The following is a 14,047-nucleotide window of genomic DNA, read 5'->3' on the forward strand; positions in this document are numbered from 1 at the left end:
CGTCATCCGAGCCAGCCGGGCTGGCGGCGCACGGCTTCCATGCCGGCGAAGCGGGCGACGCGTTGCAGTTCGGCGTCGAGTTTCTCCAGGCGTCCGACACTCGGCCTGACGCCCGGTTCCAGCCAGAGGCGGCGGATGTCGAGCACACCCTCCTTGCGCTCGGCCTTCATGTCGATGCGGCCGATGAGACGGTTACCCTCCAGCAGCGGAAAGACGTAATAGCCATATTGCCGCTTCGGCTCGGGTACGAAGACCTCAATGCGGTAGAAAAAGCCGAAAAGGCGTTCGGTGCGGTTGCGGTCACGGATCAGCGGATCGAAGGGTGAGAGCACGCGGATGCGGGCGGGCGGTTCCGGGGCATCCACAAGCGTGGCGATCCTGTCGGCAAAGGCGAAGGAGGCGCGCTGTTTGCCGTCCACGGTCTCAACCAACACATCGTGCAACTCGTCGCGATGGGCTGTGACCCAAGCCTTCGCCTCCTCGGGTGTCACAATATCGAAGAAGGCGGCGATTTCGCCCGAGGTGGCAAAGCCGAGGCGGGTGAGCGCCGCGCGGCAGGCCCAGTCGACGAAGGTCTCCTGGTCAACCTCCCGGGCATGATGCTCGGCGGGAATGACCCGCTCGGCGAGGTCATAGACCTTCTGGAACCCCTCGCGGCGGGCGATCGCCAGCTTGCCCGTGTGCCAGAGAAACTCAAGCGCGGTCTTGGAGGGATGCCAGTTCCACCAGCCGCCGGACTTGTGGTCCTCGGACTTCACGTCGCGCGCCATGACCGGGCCGTGGTCGCGGATGCGGGCATAGGTTTCCTCGAATGCCTGATCGAAACCCTCGCCCTGCCATCTGGCCCAGTTCTGCCGGATCCGCTCTTCGCGGCGGACGAAGCGGTGTTTCCAATAGGGAAAGAAGGCAGAGGGAATGATGGAGGCGTCATGCGTCCAGTGCTCGAAGAGCGAGCGGTCCTTCTCGGCCAGATGGGCGAGATCCTTCGGTTGGTATGTCTGATTGCGGGAAAAGAGGATCTGGTGATGCGCCCGCTCGACCCACTGGATACTGTCGATCTGGACGAAGCCAAGGTCGTGGATGAGGTCATAGAGCCCCTGACGTCCCAGCGCCTTTGTCGGCGAGCGGGACAGACCCTGCCGTTCCAGGAAGATTTTTCGTGCCAGCGTATTGGGGACCAGAATCGACATTCAGGGAGGCTAGGTCATGTTCGCGGTTTGTTCAATGAGCAGATAATTGTAGGTTGTGGATTGGCGGCACGGCGTACGGCTCGGCCACACCGCCATTGTCATCGAGGAATGGGCGGGGGAGACATCTGGCACTGCCCACCGCACCGGTCTATAGCATCACCCATCGCCGTCAGGAGATCCCACATCTTGCACATCCATTTCGACCAAGCCGAATTGCGTTACGGCGACCGTGTGGCCCTGAGGGCCCTCACACTCTCGCTGAGCGAACCACGCATCGGCGTCATCGGGCTGAATGGCTCCGGCAAGACGAGCTTTGCCAGACTGATTGCCGGACTTGCGAAGCCCTCTTTCGGCAAGGTCACGCTCGACGGTCTCGATACCGTAGCCGACGAGAAGGCGGCGCGGGCGAAGACCGGCTTTATCTTCCAGAACCCCGGACACCAGATCATTCTGCCTGTTATCCGGGAGGATGTGGCGCTCGGGCCGAAGTCGCGGGGGCTGGCTGCGCCCGAAGTGGAGCGGCTGGTGGACGAGGCTCTTGCCCGCTTCGGCATCAGCGATCTCGCCGTGCGGCGGCCGCATGAGCTGTCTGGCGGAGAATTGCAGCTGGCCGCCCTTGCCGCCGTCTGCGTCAACCGTCCGGAGATGGTCATCTTCGACGAGCCGACGAACCAGCTGGATCTGAAGAACCGCGCCAAGGTTAAGGCCGCCATCGAAGGACTTGTCGAACAGGCGATGGTTATCAGCCACGACCTCGACCTCGTCGAAGACTTCCCTCGCGTGCTGGTATTTCATGAAGGCACGCTGGTTTTCGACGGCGCGGGCGAGGACGCGATCGCGCGCTACCGGGAGATCGCCGGATGCTGACAAGCCTGCATGTGGAGGGCAAAAGCCTCCTGCATCGCATCCCGGTCAAGCCGAAGCTCCTTGGCCTGATGGTCTTCGGGCTCGCGCTCTACGTCATCGACCAGCCGCTCGTGCTCACGGCCATGCTCGTTGCGACCGGACTGCTCTATCTCTCCACAGGCGTCGGCCTGTCGGAAGGACTGCGACGGCTCAGACCCGTGCTCTTCACCATCGCCTTTCTGGCGGCCATCAATTTGCTCCTCCTTTCGCCGGAGGAAACGCTCGTCACAATGCTCAGGCTGGTCGCCATCCTCTTCCTCGCGGCGGCCGTGACGGCTTCCACGACCATTGCCGACTTCATGGCAGCCGTCACCGACCTCGCCCGACCACTCGAGCGGCTGGGACTGATGAAAGCGGCCGATCTCGGCCTCGCACTCGGGCTCGTGCTGCGTTTCGTGCCCGAGATCGCCCAGCGCCACGAGGCACTGAAAGAGGCGCATGTGGCGCGCGGCATCCCATTCAAGCTCTCGCGCATGCTCGGGCCCCTCATCATTTCGACGCTGAAGGATGCCGATCGGATCGCCGAGGCAATTGACGCGCGGGGAATTCGGGGCCAGTAAAAGCCATTCAGCTTTTGGGGATCCGTTCATGACCACCAGAGACCTCGTGCTCGCCGCTCTTTTTACCGCCATCATCATCGTTCTCGGCTTCCTGCCGCCCGTGCCGATCCCGCTTCTGCCGGTTCCCATCACGGCGCAGTCGATGGGCGTCATGCTGGCCGGCTGCATCATCGGCGCCAAGCGCGGGGCACTCGCCTATGCGCTGCTCGTCGTGCTCGTCGCCGTCGGCCTGCCGGTGCTTTCGGGCGGTCGCGGCGGTCTCAACGTGCTGATGGGCCCGACCGGCGGCTATATCTTCGGCTGGATCATCGGCGCTTTCGTCACCGGGTTCCTCGCTGAAATGCTCGTGCGCGAAGGACAGTCGGCCACGAAACAGATGGCCGGATTCTTCGTCGCCAGCGTCGTCGGCGGCATCGGCGTCGTCTATCTCTGCGGCATGCCTTGGCTCTCGGCGGTCGCCGGAACGCCCTTCCCTGCCGTGCTGACCGGCTCGCTCGCCTTCATTCCAGGCGACCTCGTCAAGGCCGCGATTGCGACCCTTGCGGCCCGCGCCGTGATTGTCGGGTATCCTCTGTTACCAGCCCGGGCGTGAGCGGGAGACCCACCGTTCAGAGACAGGAAATGCCACCGTCGAGGTGGCATTTTCCTTGTGCATGCAGCAGGGGACGGTGGCCGCTCCTTCCGGCCGATCTTCCGCGCCTGCGCGCATGCCGTAGGTCGCCGGTCAGCCAGCTCCGATCGGCGGCTGCAGCGATCACCCATCCGGCACGGCAGGAGCGGAGGAACCTTTGACCGGTCCCGCCTGGGCATCATGACAAAAAAGCCCGCAGCTTGCGCCACGGGCTTTTCCTTCACCTGAACTCAAAACGATCAGGCTTACCGGTCGTCCTCGACATCTTCGACAACGTCCGTCATGGGGCGGTCCGCACCGTCCGCATGTTCGTGATGCCATTCGCCCTCGGCATCCTGCCAGCTGATTTCGGCGTCGCCATCGGCGAGCTGCTGGGCGCCGGCTGCGTGCCGGGCGGCTGCGAGCGCCTCGTCATGGGTCGCGTAGGGCTCGGAATAGACGTCGCCCAGGCGGTAGGCGTAGCCCTCATCATGCTCGACGACGTGGTAGGTCACCTTTGCCATGGTGACCTCAGTTCCAGCGCCAGCGGCTATCGCGGGCCGACGGGGTCGAATTGGCGAGCAGGTAGCCAACCACGCCGCCGACAATGCCGAGCGTGATGAGGCCTGCGGAAGTGGCGGCAGCCGGATGACGGCGCACGACGCCAGCAACCGTATCCGCGCCTTCGCGGGCGTAGTCGGCCACGACATGGGCCGTGCGGGTGGCACCATTGACGACGTCTGACGCACGATTGCGGACGTCGTCGCTGTCATAGCCGGTGACGGAGGAAGCCTTGCGGCCTGCCTCGTCCAGCGCTTCGGAGGCGCGGTTGCGAACGTTGCGGCTGCTGCGGCCCGCCTCACGGCTGATCATGTCCTTGAGATCGTTCATCTGTTCGCGCAGTTCACGAAGTTCGGACTGGAGATTGGAAGAGGCCATGGTGATTACCTTTCGATTGTTCGGGTTCTTGCCGAAGAAACGTGGTGCATGGCGGATGGTTCCATCTGCATCATGGCGCAGGGACGCTCGAACGAAAAACGCCCGGTGCTGGGCACCGGGCGTCTGCGATCATATTATGCGCAACAATTACTTCGTCGCGGCTTCGTACATTTCAGCCACGTAGTCCCAGTTGATCAGGCTGTCGACGAAGGCTTCGAGATACTTCGGACGGGCATTGCGGTAGTCGATGTAGTAGGAGTGTTCCCAGACATCGACGCCGAGGATCGGGGATGCGCCGTGGATCAGCGGGCTTTCGCCGTTCGGAGTCTTCGCGATTTCGAGCTTGCCGTCCTTGACGGAGAGCCAGGCCCAGCCGGAGCCGAACTGGGTCGTGCCGGCTGCAACGAAATCGGCCTTGAACTTGTCATAGCCGCCAAGATCGCTGTCGACGGCTGCCTGCAGCTTGCCCGGAAGCTTGTTGCCGCCGCCATCCTTCTTCATCCAGTTCCAGAAGTGGATGTGGTTGTAATGCTGGCCGGCATTGTTGAACAGGCCGGCATTCTTGCCATGGGACTGCTTGACGATCTCTTCCAGCGACAGGCCTTCCAGACCGGAATCCTTGAGGAGATTGTTGCCGTTGGTCACATAGGCCTGGTGGTGCTTGTCGTGGTGAAACTCGAGCGTTTCAGCCGACATGAACGGCGCCAGCGAGTCGTAAGCATACGGGAGGGCGGGCAATTCGAAGGCCATGGTGAGATCTCCTTTTGGCAAATAGATTGCGTTTTGGCAGGTGACGGGAACATAGGTGCGGAACATGGGCGAGGCAACCTTTGCGCTTCCAGAATCAGGCCTTGAAGGGAAAGAAATGTCTTCTGCTTTCAGACCTGGGCAACCCGGCATTGCGTCTCATCTTCTCGCCGCCGCTGCCCTGCTCTCCCACCCGCTGTCGTCCAAGGCATCCGCCTTGTGCGACGACGTCTTCGGCAATTTCGCAAGAGCTGAGCGTGGCCGTCAAACCCCTCTGATACCGAGCTATGGTGTGGCGATCCTGACGGGCACGGCTGTGGGGGCTGATGCAGCGCTCTGCTCGACCTGCGTCCCCTGAAGACGTCAGGCCTCGTAAATCTCGGGCTCGGGCAGGCCTTCGATGCTGAAGCCGAATTCGGCGCGGGCAATCTTGCATTCCTCGTCGCCGGGCATGCAGGTGCGGCAGACATGTGGGCGCACGTGGTAGACGGCGCAACCGACATGTTTGCCGACTTCGCCGGTCAATGCCGCGCAGCGTCCACCCTCGAACTTCATGCCACTTTCGTCTTTTGCGATCATCGTTTCCGGGATGGCGGCGATTTCCTCGTCGCTTTCCAGGGAGAAACGCGGCCAATCGGCCGAATAGGCGCAACAGGCGCCGCAAGCCTGGCAGTCGAAGATTTCGGGGGGCGAGGTTTCGAGCATCGGCGTCACGCCCGCGATGCGCGGATGCGCATGAGGTTGAGGGCGAAGAAACCGGTGAAACCAAGCATCAGCATGCCGACGAAGACAGGGCCGGCATCGACCGAGACCAGATCCATTGTGAGCCCCGTGGCGCCGGAGCCCGTGGCACTGCCGATCGCGTAAGCCAGCGCGAAGACGGCGGCACCCGAGACGAGAAGACCGCCTCGGAAGCGCTCGCCGAGCAGTGTCAGCGCTGCCGTATAGAGCGAAAAGCTTGCCGCGCCGAGGATCGAGATCGTGATCAGCAGGGCCGCCTGTGATGTCATGAAGGGCAGAACCAGGAAGGCAGCAGCCGTGATCAGCGATCCGGCGACGGCAATCACCGGGCGCGACAATCGGTCAAGCAGCCAGCCGACGAAAGGCTGGGCAAGCGCAGTCGGCAGCGCCACCATGGTGACAACGAAGGCCGCAAAATTCTGGCTGTACCCACGCTCGACGAAATAGAGGGGAATCATCGAGATCGCCGCGATGTCCGAAAAGCCGAAGGCAACAACCATCAGCGTCAGCACCGGCGCGAGTTTGACGAAGGTGAGCAAGCCGCCGGCCTCCGAGGCTTCAGGCCGGGTGCGGGCGTAGCGGCCGAGCATGACCGAGGCAAAGGCGACGAGCGCGACATAGGCCGCCGTCAGCGCGAAGGCGAAGCCGTCCTCGATGCCGACAAGCGGAATGGCGAGCGGGCCGGCGGCAAAGCCTGCACACATGCCGGCGCTATAGGCGCCGGAAACACGACCGCGCAAGCGATCCGGGCAAGCGGTGTTCAGCCAGGCTTCGCTCACCGTGTAGATGATGCTTGTGCAGAAGCCGAGCAGGAAGCGGGCGACGAACCAGATCCAGAGCTGGTCGAAGGTCGAGAAGGTGGCGAGCGCTACCGACACCCCGAGCAGCGACGCGACGATCAGCCGGTCGCCGCGCATTGCCTGCGTCAACTTGCCGATGATCAGCGTCGAGGAAGCAAGCCCGAGTGCAAAAACCGAGGCGTTCAGCCCGGCCATGCTGGACGAGACTCCCCGGCTTTCGAGGATCAGCGCAATCAGCGGATAGGTGAGCCCCTGCCCCACCGCAAAGGCGGTGACGCCGAGAATGACGACCGCGATCGCTGCCCAGTCGGGCGCGAAGTCGGGGACGAGTTCCGTGGTCTCTGCCGTCTGCATGGGGCCTCCGCAACCCATGGAAGGGTCTGCCAATGAGGCCCCGGTCTAACCGGGGGATAGGGGGAAGTCCAGAGAGGGTCCTGAGGTTCAGAGGTCTGCCAGCATCTTGCGTCTGACGAGGTTTTCGCGTCCAGTCGCATCGCCGCACGTTTACGCTCCAACGGCTGGCCGTAAAACTTTACCTCATCCTTCGGTCGCTACAGGAGAGCAAGCCATGCTCAGCATTCTCAACGTAAATTCGCTCGTGCATTGGGAGGAATGCGAAATCCTTCGGCGCGAGGAGTTCATCCGCCATTTCTCGAAAGGGGTCAGGGCCTTCCTTCGTTCTATCAATCCCGCTTGGGACATGCGCCGGGTCGAGGCACCAACGCTCATCCCCTGCCACATGATCTCCGACGCCTATGAAAACGCGGACATATCGGTTCAAGAAAAGATCACTCTGAAGTAGGCCGAGCTTGTCCTCCGACCGGAGACAACGCCATCAACTGACGCATACATGACCCCCCTTCTTCAGAGCCCCCCTCGGAGCTTATGCACTGCCGTTTCATCTGTCGTTATCGACACATAAATTGCGGGCCCGTCTTAAAGACCAAAGGGATCAGAAGCGCTTGATCAGCGCCAGACGCAGATTGTGCGACTTGAAGGCAGAGCCATAGGAAAAATCATCATTGCCATCGCCGTTGAGATCGGAACTGCCGCTGGCAATGTCCGGATAGTAGCTGAACACATAATCGCTGCGCAGCACCCAGCCATCGGACACCATGTAGCCCACGCCAATGCTGCTTGAAATACCGTACGCGGTTTTGCTGTCTGAGAATGTCACGCTGTTGCCGCCACCCCAGGTGTCGGAATATTGATGGTTCATCTTGAACCGGCTGACCGACGGACCGGCGGACACGTAGAACTGGAACGGGCCACTGACGTAGCCAAGCTTGGGACGAAGGCTCAGCAGAAAATCGGATTCAACGGTGGTCCGGGTGGTGAGAGTCTCGGCCGGCTGGGTATCGTAATTGATGGGACCGGCAGATTGGGTTTCTGAAAACCCCATGAAGGTGAGATCACCCTCCAGACCATATGTGATGTTGCCGGACTGGAAATCATATCCCGCCAACACGGATCCGGTCACGTCCTGACCGCTTATACGCCGCTGCAGGATCGGGTTGAGTTGATTCCGGTCGCTCGCACTCCCCGCATCGACGAAATAGCCGTTATAGACCACACCGGTGTCAGGTTTGGCTGCACTGTCAGCACCACCGAGTGCCAGGCCGAGATAAAAGCCCTGCCAGTCCGTGTTGGTAGCCGGGTCCTCCGCCATTGCAGGGGATACAGAAAGCACAGCCGCCCCAATGCCAGAAAGCAGCAGGGCTTCAACGCGTCCGAACAGCATTATAGTTTTCCCCAGAGAATCAGTTTTTTACAGTCAAGTCATCCTCAAAAAACTCACACGGCCGGGTTCATTTTGCAACACTGAATTGTTCCGATCTCATTCTGGTTGTGCAAGCCTATACCAGTTCCCAGGAGAGCTTGGCCCAGCCGATCCGAATAGGAGAACCGTTCCGTGAAATCGACAAAGTGGGCATTCAGGGCATAGAAACCGATCACATCGCCGGCCTCAGAGGTCATCACATAGACGCGCACATTTTCGGCCTTGGAGCTTCAGCCCGCCGCGATCACGCCCGGCACGTCCTGGCCCAGCGCTGCAAACACCGTCTTCAGAATGCCCACCGCATCCAATCCGGCCTTGGCATACATGGTTTCGGGCTTGGCCTGGTCCATCCAGACGTCAGGCAGGACCAGCGAGCGGACCTTGAGGCCGTTGTCGAGCAAGCCCTCATTGACGAGGAAATGCATGACATGGCTGCCGAAGCCGCCGACGGCGCCTTCTTCGACGGTGACCACCACCTGATGGTGGCGGGCGAGCTGGCGGATCAGATCGTGGTCGAGGGGCTTGGCGAAGCGGGCGTCCGCGACGGTGGTCGAAAGGCCTGATGCGTCGAGGTCTTCGGCGGCGAGCAGACAGTCGGCCAGACGCGTGCCGAAGGAGAGGAGCGCCACCTTCGAACCCTGCTTGACGATGCGGCCCTTGCCGATTTCGAGGATCTCGCCCCGCTCGGGCATCGGAACGCCGACCCCCTCGCCGCGCGGATAGCGGAAGGAGATCGGGCCTTCGTCGTAAGCTGCGGCCGTGCGGACCATGTGCTTGAGCTCTGCCTCGTCGGCAGCGGCCATGACCACGAAGCCCGGCAGTGCTGCCAGGAAACCGGTGTCGAAGGAGCCAGCATGGGTCGGGCCGTCCGCACCGACGAAACCGGCGCGGTCGATCGGGAAGCGGACCGGCAAGCCCTGGATGCCGACATCGTGCACGACCTGATCGTAGCCGCGCTGCAGGAAGGTTGAATAGAGCGCGCAGAAGGGCTTGAAGCCTTCCGCAGCGAGACCGGCTGCGAAGGTCACGGCATGCTGTTCGGCGATGCCGACGTCAAATGTGCGCTCGGGGAAGAGCGACTGCAGCTTGTCGAGGCCGGTGCCCGAGGGCATGGCGGCGGTGATGCCGACAATCTTCTCGTCGTGGCGGGCTTCCTCGACGAGTGCATCGGCGAAGACGGCTGTGTAGGCCGGCGCATTGGGCTTGGCCTTGGCCTGGGTGCCGGTGATGACATCGAACTTGTTGACGCCATGATACTTGTCGGCCGCGGCTTCTGCCGGCGCATACCCCTTGCCCTTCTGCGTCACGACATGGATCAGCACGGGGCCCTTGGCATTGTCGCGGACATTGCGCAGCACGGGCAGAAGATGGTCGAAGGAGTGACCATCGATCGGGCCGATATGGTAGAAGCCGAGTTCCTCGAACATGGTGCCGCCGGTGACATAACCGCGGGCGTGCTCAACGGCCCGGGTGATGGCACGATCGACGGTCTTGCCGAGATAGGCTGTCAGTTTCTTGCCGAATTCACGGATGCCCATATAGCTGCGGCCGGATGCGAGGCGCGCGAGATAGGCGCTCATTGCGCCCGTCGGCGGGGCGATCGACATGTCGTTGTCGTTGAGGATGACGATCAGCCGGGCGTCCAGCGCGCCTGCATTGTTCAGCGCCTCATAGGCCATGCCGGCGGACATGGCGCCGTCACCGATGACGGCGATCACCTTGCGGTCGGTCTTCGACAGTTCGGCAGCAACCGCCATGCCGAGGCCGGCGGAAATCGAGGTGGACGAGTGGGCAGCGCCGAAAGGATCGTATTCGCTTTCCGTACGCTTGGTGAAACCGGACAGGCCGTCTTCCTGGCGCAGCGTGCGGATCCGTTCGCGGCGGCCGGTCAGGATCTTGTGCGGATAGCACTGGTGGCCGACATCGAAAATCAGCCGATCGTCCGGCGTCTCAAAGACCTTGTGGATCGCAATGGTCAACTCGACCACGCCGAGTCCAGCCCCCAGATGACCACCCGTCTTCGACACGGCATCGATCATCTCGTCGCGCAGTTCGCGCGCCAACTGCGGCAAATCGCGGTCGTCGATGGCCTTCAGGTCTTTCGGAAACTCGACCTGGTCCAGCAGCGGCGTATCGGGCATGGATGTCACGGGCTCTTGCCTCTTCAACTCGTTCGGGTGCGCGATAGCATCCCAAGACGAACTGGGCAAATATCCGACACCACGCTGTTATATAGACGTCAACGGCCCTCCGGCAAAGGCACGAACTCTTCTTCATCGCCAGGAACGATGTCAAAACGGCCAGTTCTCCACTCTTCCTTGGCCTGTTCAATGCGCTCCTTGGACGACGAAACAAAGTTCCACCAGATATGTTTCTTCGTTTCCATGGCCGCCCCGCCGAAGAGCATGACGTGGCAGCCTGCCGCGCCGCCGATCAGCGTGATTTCGTCGCCGGGGCGGAAGACCAGCAATTGGTCCTGCGCAAACCGGTCGCCGGCGACCTCGATCTCGCCCGAGAGAATGTAGAGCGCACGCTCCTCCTGACCGGCATCGAAAGGGAAGCGGGCGCCGGGTTCGAGGCTGAGATCGACGTATAGCGTTTCGGAAAAAGTCTTCACCGGCGAATGCAGGCCACTCATGGCCCCGATCACCACACGGCCGCGAGCGCCCCGGTCGTTGAATGTCGGCAGCTCGCCCCTGGCGGTATGGGCAAAGGCCGGGTCCATCTCCTCCATCTCGTCCGGCAGCGCGATCCAGGTCTGCAGACCGGACATGGAGAGCGGATGGCCGCGCAGGTTTTCCGGTGTGCGTTCCGAATGCACGATGCCGCGGCCTGCGGTCATGAGATTGATGTCGCCGGGCGCAATCACGAGTTCGGTGCCGAGACTGTCACGATGCTTGATTTCGCCGTCGAAGAGATAGGAGACGGTTGAAAGGCCGATATGCGGATGCGGGCGCACGTCCATGGCCTCGTCCGCCTTCAGGATCGCCGGCCCCATCCGGTCGAAGAAGATGAAAGGGCCGACCAGCCGGCGCTTGACAGAGGGAAGCGCGCGGCGCACCGAAAAACCGCCGATATCGCTGGAGCGCGGGATGATCAGGTGTTCGATCGCGTCGCAGGCAAAGGCGTCACCGGGGACAGGGTCATTTCCGGGAAAGAAGGACATGGCGAAACCTCTTCGTTCAATCCGGGCAGACTAGCAGGTTCGTGCCCCCGTGACAGGGGCGATGGGCCCTGGCGGCCGTTGACGCTGTGTCTTCAAGGCGATGGATCGACGGGCTTTGTGTCTGCGGCACAAGCCGAGAGAATGCTCTCCTCGCCCGGTGCAGCACCGAGCGTCATGCAGCCGCCGGCATGGCAGAGCGTCCAGCCGCCAGACGTCGCGCCGGAGGCGGCGAGGCGCAATTCTGGAATGGGCGCGAGCGAGGGCTCCCAGCGCCACCAGCCGTCATCGAGCACCGCCCCCTCGCCCGGCTCCATGCCGGCGCCGGATCCCTTGACGCTCGCCTGCCGGAGCTCAAGCCCGGCACGCGTCACCGCCCATTCCTCCCGCCACTCGATCTTCTCGACCGAATGAACCCAGGACAGGGAGAAACTTGTCGCCGGAATCGTCAGCACCGTGGCGGCGATGGCGATGCAGAGGCTCATGGTGTCTCTGTCTTGGGCGGCGTCGTTGCGGCGTCCCCGGCGACCTTGCCTGGGAATTTCCAGACCATGAGGGCAAAGAGCAGGACGAGTGCTGCGCCGACCTCGTCCGTGATCGGCAAGGCTGCGACGAGGAAGAAGGCGGCGGCGGCCGCCACGAGCCGATGCAGCAGCGGCAGGGGCCGGTTGAGGTAACCAATCACGGCGACACCCCAGAGGCCGATCGAGAGGCTGGCCTTGATCACGATATAGACGACGGCGAGCGGATAGCCGATGGCCGCCGCGAGCGGGCCTCCATCCTGCAGCATCAGGGCCGGCGTGTAGACCGCCATGAAAGGAATGACGAAGCCGGCGGCTGCCACCTTCACCGCCTCGAAGGAAATGCGCAGGCCGGATTCTCTCGCGATCGGGGCGGCCGCGAAACAGGCCAGAGCCACCGGTGGCGTCAGGTCGGCGAGAATGCCGAAATAGAAGACGAACATGTGGCTGACGATCAGGGGCACGCCGAGTTCGAGCAATGCGGGCCCCGCGATCGAGGAGGTGATGATGTAGTTGGGGATGGTCGGAATGCCCATGCCGAGCAGGATGCAGGTGAGCATGGTCAGGATCAGCGACAGGAAGAGGCTGTGCTGGCCAACGGCGACAACGAACTGTCCGAATGTATTGGCAGCACCGGTCAGTGTCATGGTGCCGACGATGATGCCGACCACGGCACAGGCGACACCGACCGGCAGCGCCGTCTTGGCACCATCGGCGAGGCTGTCGACGCTGAGCTTGAGGGCTGCGCGACCGCCCTTGACCAGGAAGTTCCAGGCAATCAGGATCAGGATCGCGACCAGCACGGCGCGGAAGCCATATTGGAAGAAGGAGGCCCCGGCGAGCCCGATGCCGATCCAGAAGATGGTGCGCACCGCCGTATTGGACATGCCGATGGCGATCGAGCTGCCGAGGATGAGCAGCAGGGTGAGCGCCAGACCTGCGGTGCCGGCGAAAAGGGGCGTATAGCCGGAGAAGAGGAGCCAGACGAGAGCAGCAAGCGGCAGCAGCAGATACCATTGCCGGCGAATGGCGGCGAGCGGCGACGGGAGATCCTTTGGATCCAGCCCGCTCAGGCCACGCTTGCCCGCCTCCAGATGCACCATCCAGAAGACCGAGGCGAAATAGAGAATGGCGGGGATCAGCGCCGCCTTGACGATCTCGGCATATTCGACGCCGAGCGTCTCGGCCATGATGAAGGCGACGGCGCCCATGACGGGCGGCATGATCTGGCCGCCCATAGAGGCGGTCGCCTCGACCCCTCCGGCAAAAGCGGGGCGATAGCCGAAACGCTTCATCAAGGGGATGGTGAACTGGCCTGTCGTCACCACATTGGCAACGCCGGAGCCCGATATTGTGCCCATCAGGCCCGAGGAGATGACCGAGACCTTGGCCGGGCCGCCACGCTTGTGGCCGACGAGGCCGAGGGAAACATCGGTGAAAAGCTTGATCATGCCCGCCCGTTCCAGGAAGGAACCGAACAGGATGAAGAGGAAGATATAGGACGACGACACATAGGTCGGCACGCCGTAGATGCCTTCCGTGCCATAGGCCATGTGGTCGATGACCTGAGCAAAGTCGTAACCGCGGTGATTGAGCGGCGACGGCAGGTATTCGCCGAACAGGCAATAGGCGAGGAACAGGCCCGATATGATCGGCAGTGCCGGTCCCATGATGACCCAGGCACCGATGAAGACCGTCGCAATGGCGACGACGCCGACATAGATGTCGAACGGAACGAGATCGCCGGCGCGCAGGATCAGCGGCTCATATTCGACGAACTGGTAGACGGCGACGGCGACGCCTGCTGTGGCGAGAGCCCAGGCGCCGGCCGTGTATACGGCCCCCTTGCGGATGTTTGCGGCAACCAGCGGAAAACCGAGGAGAAGCAGGAAGGCGACATGGGTGGAGCGGACGAGCTGGCTCGGCAGGTCGATGAGATGCGCCGCAGTCGCAATCTGGAACAGCGAGAAGAGAACGGCGATGCCATAGAGCATCTTGCCCTCGACCGTTGCCGGGAAATGCTGCTCATGGGTGTTCGGTTCATGCGACAGTGTCTGGTCCGCAGTGGTGGCGCTCATGGGTGTCCGTCC

Annotated in this window: 16 protein-coding genes; 5 read left to right on the forward strand and 11 right to left on the reverse strand. The window is 62.5% G+C overall.

Going from position 1 to position 14,047, the window contains the following annotated elements; genetic code table 11:
• Positions 1 to 2: 2 nt before the first annotated feature.
• Entirely contained in the window at positions 3 to 1,190 is a 1,188-nt protein-coding gene (locus LJE98_RS00495; protein WP_229572778.1) for a winged helix-turn-helix domain-containing protein, read from the reverse strand.
• A 186-nt stretch (positions 1,191 to 1,376) separates the two neighbouring features.
• On the opposite strand from LJE98_RS00495, the gene LJE98_RS00500 reads away from it, so the two are divergent.
• The 3 genes from LJE98_RS00500 to LJE98_RS00510 are packed head-to-tail and all read left to right on the forward strand — an operon-like array spanning position 1,377 to position 3,248.
• A complete protein-coding gene (locus LJE98_RS00500; RefSeq protein ID WP_229572779.1) occupies positions 1,377 to 2,057 on the forward strand; it encodes an energy-coupling factor ABC transporter ATP-binding protein in 681 nt (226 codons plus the stop codon).
• Positions 2,051 to 2,656: an energy-coupling factor transporter transmembrane component T family protein gene (locus tag LJE98_RS00505; protein ID WP_229572780.1), complete on the forward strand. Its 606-nt coding sequence runs from the start codon at positions 2,051 to 2,053 to the stop codon at positions 2,654 to 2,656. Before LJE98_RS00500 ends, LJE98_RS00505 begins: the two co-directional genes overlap by 7 nt.
• A 28-nt stretch (positions 2,657 to 2,684) precedes the next feature.
• Positions 2,685 to 3,248 carry a biotin transporter BioY gene (locus LJE98_RS00510; protein ID WP_229572781.1) on the forward strand — a complete coding sequence of 188 codons (564 nt, stop codon included), beginning with the start codon at positions 2,685 to 2,687 and terminating at the stop codon, positions 3,246 to 3,248.
• Positions 3,249 to 3,532: 284 nt separating this feature from the next.
• Here LJE98_RS00510 and LJE98_RS00515 read toward each other — a convergent pair whose 3' ends face one another.
• The 3 genes from LJE98_RS00515 to LJE98_RS00525 form a co-directional block, all read right to left on the reverse strand.
• Positions 3,533 to 3,790: a DUF2188 domain-containing protein gene (locus LJE98_RS00515; RefSeq protein ID WP_229572782.1), complete on the reverse strand. Its 258-nt coding sequence runs from the start codon at positions 3,788 to 3,790 to the stop codon at positions 3,533 to 3,535.
• A gap of 7 nt (positions 3,791 to 3,797) precedes the next feature.
• The gene (locus tag LJE98_RS00520) at positions 3,798 to 4,205 is read right to left on the reverse strand and encodes a hypothetical protein (protein ID WP_229572783.1); all 408 of its coding nucleotides are present in this window, start codon (positions 4,203 to 4,205) and stop codon (positions 3,798 to 3,800) included.
• A gap of 147 nt (positions 4,206 to 4,352) precedes the next feature.
• On the reverse strand, positions 4,353 to 4,955 hold the full coding sequence (locus LJE98_RS00525; protein WP_229572784.1) for a superoxide dismutase: 603 nt from the start codon (positions 4,953 to 4,955) through the stop codon (positions 4,353 to 4,355).
• Positions 4,956 to 5,070: 115 nt separating this feature from the next.
• Between LJE98_RS00525 and LJE98_RS00530 the strand changes: the two genes are divergently transcribed.
• Positions 5,071 to 5,310, forward strand: a complete 240-nt coding sequence (locus LJE98_RS00530; RefSeq protein ID WP_229572785.1) for a hypothetical protein — start codon at positions 5,071 to 5,073, stop codon at positions 5,308 to 5,310.
• Positions 5,311 to 5,315: 5 nt separating this feature from the next.
• Here LJE98_RS00530 and LJE98_RS00535 read toward each other — a convergent pair whose 3' ends face one another.
• Positions 5,316 to 5,657: a YkgJ family cysteine cluster protein gene (locus tag LJE98_RS00535; RefSeq protein WP_229572786.1), complete on the reverse strand. Its 342-nt coding sequence runs from the start codon at positions 5,655 to 5,657 to the stop codon at positions 5,316 to 5,318.
• A 5-nt stretch (positions 5,658 to 5,662) separates the two neighbouring features.
• Complete coding sequence (locus tag LJE98_RS00540; RefSeq protein WP_229572787.1) at positions 5,663 to 6,847, reverse strand: MFS transporter; 1,185 nt, start codon at positions 6,845 to 6,847, stop codon at positions 5,663 to 5,665.
• Between the two features lie 214 nt (positions 6,848 to 7,061).
• On the opposite strand from LJE98_RS00540, the gene LJE98_RS00545 reads away from it, so the two are divergent.
• Positions 7,062 to 7,295, forward strand: coding sequence for a hypothetical protein (locus tag LJE98_RS00545; protein ID WP_420710073.1), 234 nt, complete (start codon positions 7,062 to 7,064; stop codon positions 7,293 to 7,295).
• A 150-nt stretch (positions 7,296 to 7,445) separates the two neighbouring features.
• Here LJE98_RS00545 and LJE98_RS00550 read toward each other — a convergent pair whose 3' ends face one another.
• The 5 genes from LJE98_RS00550 to LJE98_RS00570 all read right to left on the reverse strand — a co-directional run bounded on the left by LJE98_RS00550 (position 7,446) and on the right by LJE98_RS00570 (position 14,035).
• Positions 7,446 to 8,234 (reverse strand): outer membrane protein, encoded by a 789-nt coding sequence (locus LJE98_RS00550; protein ID WP_229572788.1) that lies wholly within the window; start codon positions 8,232 to 8,234, stop codon positions 7,446 to 7,448.
• 269 nt (positions 8,235 to 8,503) lie between these two features.
• Complete coding sequence (dxs, locus tag LJE98_RS00555; RefSeq protein ID WP_229572789.1) at positions 8,504 to 10,423, reverse strand: 1-deoxy-D-xylulose-5-phosphate synthase; 1,920 nt, start codon at positions 10,421 to 10,423, stop codon at positions 8,504 to 8,506.
• Between the two features lie 89 nt (positions 10,424 to 10,512).
• A complete protein-coding gene (locus LJE98_RS00560) occupies positions 10,513 to 11,439 on the reverse strand; it encodes a pirin family protein (protein ID WP_229572790.1) in 927 nt (308 codons plus the stop codon).
• 92 nt (positions 11,440 to 11,531) lie between these two features.
• Positions 11,532 to 11,921 carry a DUF1850 domain-containing protein gene (locus tag LJE98_RS00565; protein WP_229572791.1) on the reverse strand — a complete coding sequence of 130 codons (390 nt, stop codon included), beginning with the start codon at positions 11,919 to 11,921 and terminating at the stop codon, positions 11,532 to 11,534.
• On the reverse strand, positions 11,918 to 14,035 hold the full coding sequence (locus LJE98_RS00570) for a TRAP transporter permease (protein ID WP_229572792.1): 2,118 nt from the start codon (positions 14,033 to 14,035) through the stop codon (positions 11,918 to 11,920). The genes LJE98_RS00565 and LJE98_RS00570 overlap by 4 nt, the downstream gene beginning before the upstream one ends.
• Between the last annotated feature and the right edge of the window lie 12 nt (positions 14,036 to 14,047).

It is taken from the genome of Rhizobium sp. 'Codium 1', assembly GCF_020889605.1.
In the GTDB taxonomy this organism is placed as follows: domain Bacteria; phylum Pseudomonadota; class Alphaproteobacteria; order Rhizobiales; family Rhizobiaceae; genus Allorhizobium; species Allorhizobium algae.

Excerpts from the sequence above, each read along its gene's own strand:
- LJE98_RS00525 (WP_229572784.1), bottom strand. The coding sequence starts at position 4,955 with ATGGCCTTCGAATTGCCCGCCCTCCCGTATGCTTACGACTCGCTGGCG.
- LJE98_RS00520 (WP_229572783.1), bottom strand. The coding sequence starts at position 4,205 with ATGGCCTCTTCCAATCTCCAGTCCGAACTTCGTGAACTGCGCGAACAG.
- LJE98_RS00565 (WP_229572791.1), bottom strand. The coding sequence starts at position 11,921 with ATGAGCCTCTGCATCGCCATCGCCGCCACGGTGCTGACGATTCCGGCG.
- LJE98_RS00540 (WP_229572787.1), bottom strand. The coding sequence starts at position 6,847 with ATGCAGACGGCAGAGACCACGGAACTCGTCCCCGACTTCGCGCCCGAC.
- LJE98_RS00530 (WP_229572785.1), top strand. The coding sequence starts at position 5,071 with ATGTCTTCTGCTTTCAGACCTGGGCAACCCGGCATTGCGTCTCATCTT.
- LJE98_RS00535 (WP_229572786.1), bottom strand. The coding sequence starts at position 5,657 with ATGCTCGAAACCTCGCCCCCCGAAATCTTCGACTGCCAGGCTTGCGGC.
- LJE98_RS00560 (WP_229572790.1), bottom strand. The coding sequence starts at position 11,439 with ATGTCCTTCTTTCCCGGAAATGACCCTGTCCCCGGTGACGCCTTTGCC.
- LJE98_RS00510 (WP_229572781.1), top strand. The coding sequence starts at position 2,685 with ATGACCACCAGAGACCTCGTGCTCGCCGCTCTTTTTACCGCCATCATC.
- LJE98_RS00505 (WP_229572780.1), top strand. The coding sequence starts at position 2,051 with ATGCTGACAAGCCTGCATGTGGAGGGCAAAAGCCTCCTGCATCGCATC.
- LJE98_RS00545 (WP_420710073.1), top strand. The coding sequence starts at position 7,062 with ATGCTCAGCATTCTCAACGTAAATTCGCTCGTGCATTGGGAGGAATGC.
- LJE98_RS00570 (WP_229572792.1), bottom strand. The coding sequence starts at position 14,035 with ATGAGCGCCACCACTGCGGACCAGACACTGTCGCATGAACCGAACACC.
- LJE98_RS00515 (WP_229572782.1), bottom strand. The coding sequence starts at position 3,790 with ATGGCAAAGGTGACCTACCACGTCGTCGAGCATGATGAGGGCTACGCC.
- LJE98_RS00495 (WP_229572778.1), bottom strand. The coding sequence starts at position 1,190 with ATGTCGATTCTGGTCCCCAATACGCTGGCACGAAAAATCTTCCTGGAA.
- LJE98_RS00550 (WP_229572788.1), bottom strand. The coding sequence starts at position 8,234 with ATGCTGTTCGGACGCGTTGAAGCCCTGCTGCTTTCTGGCATTGGGGCG.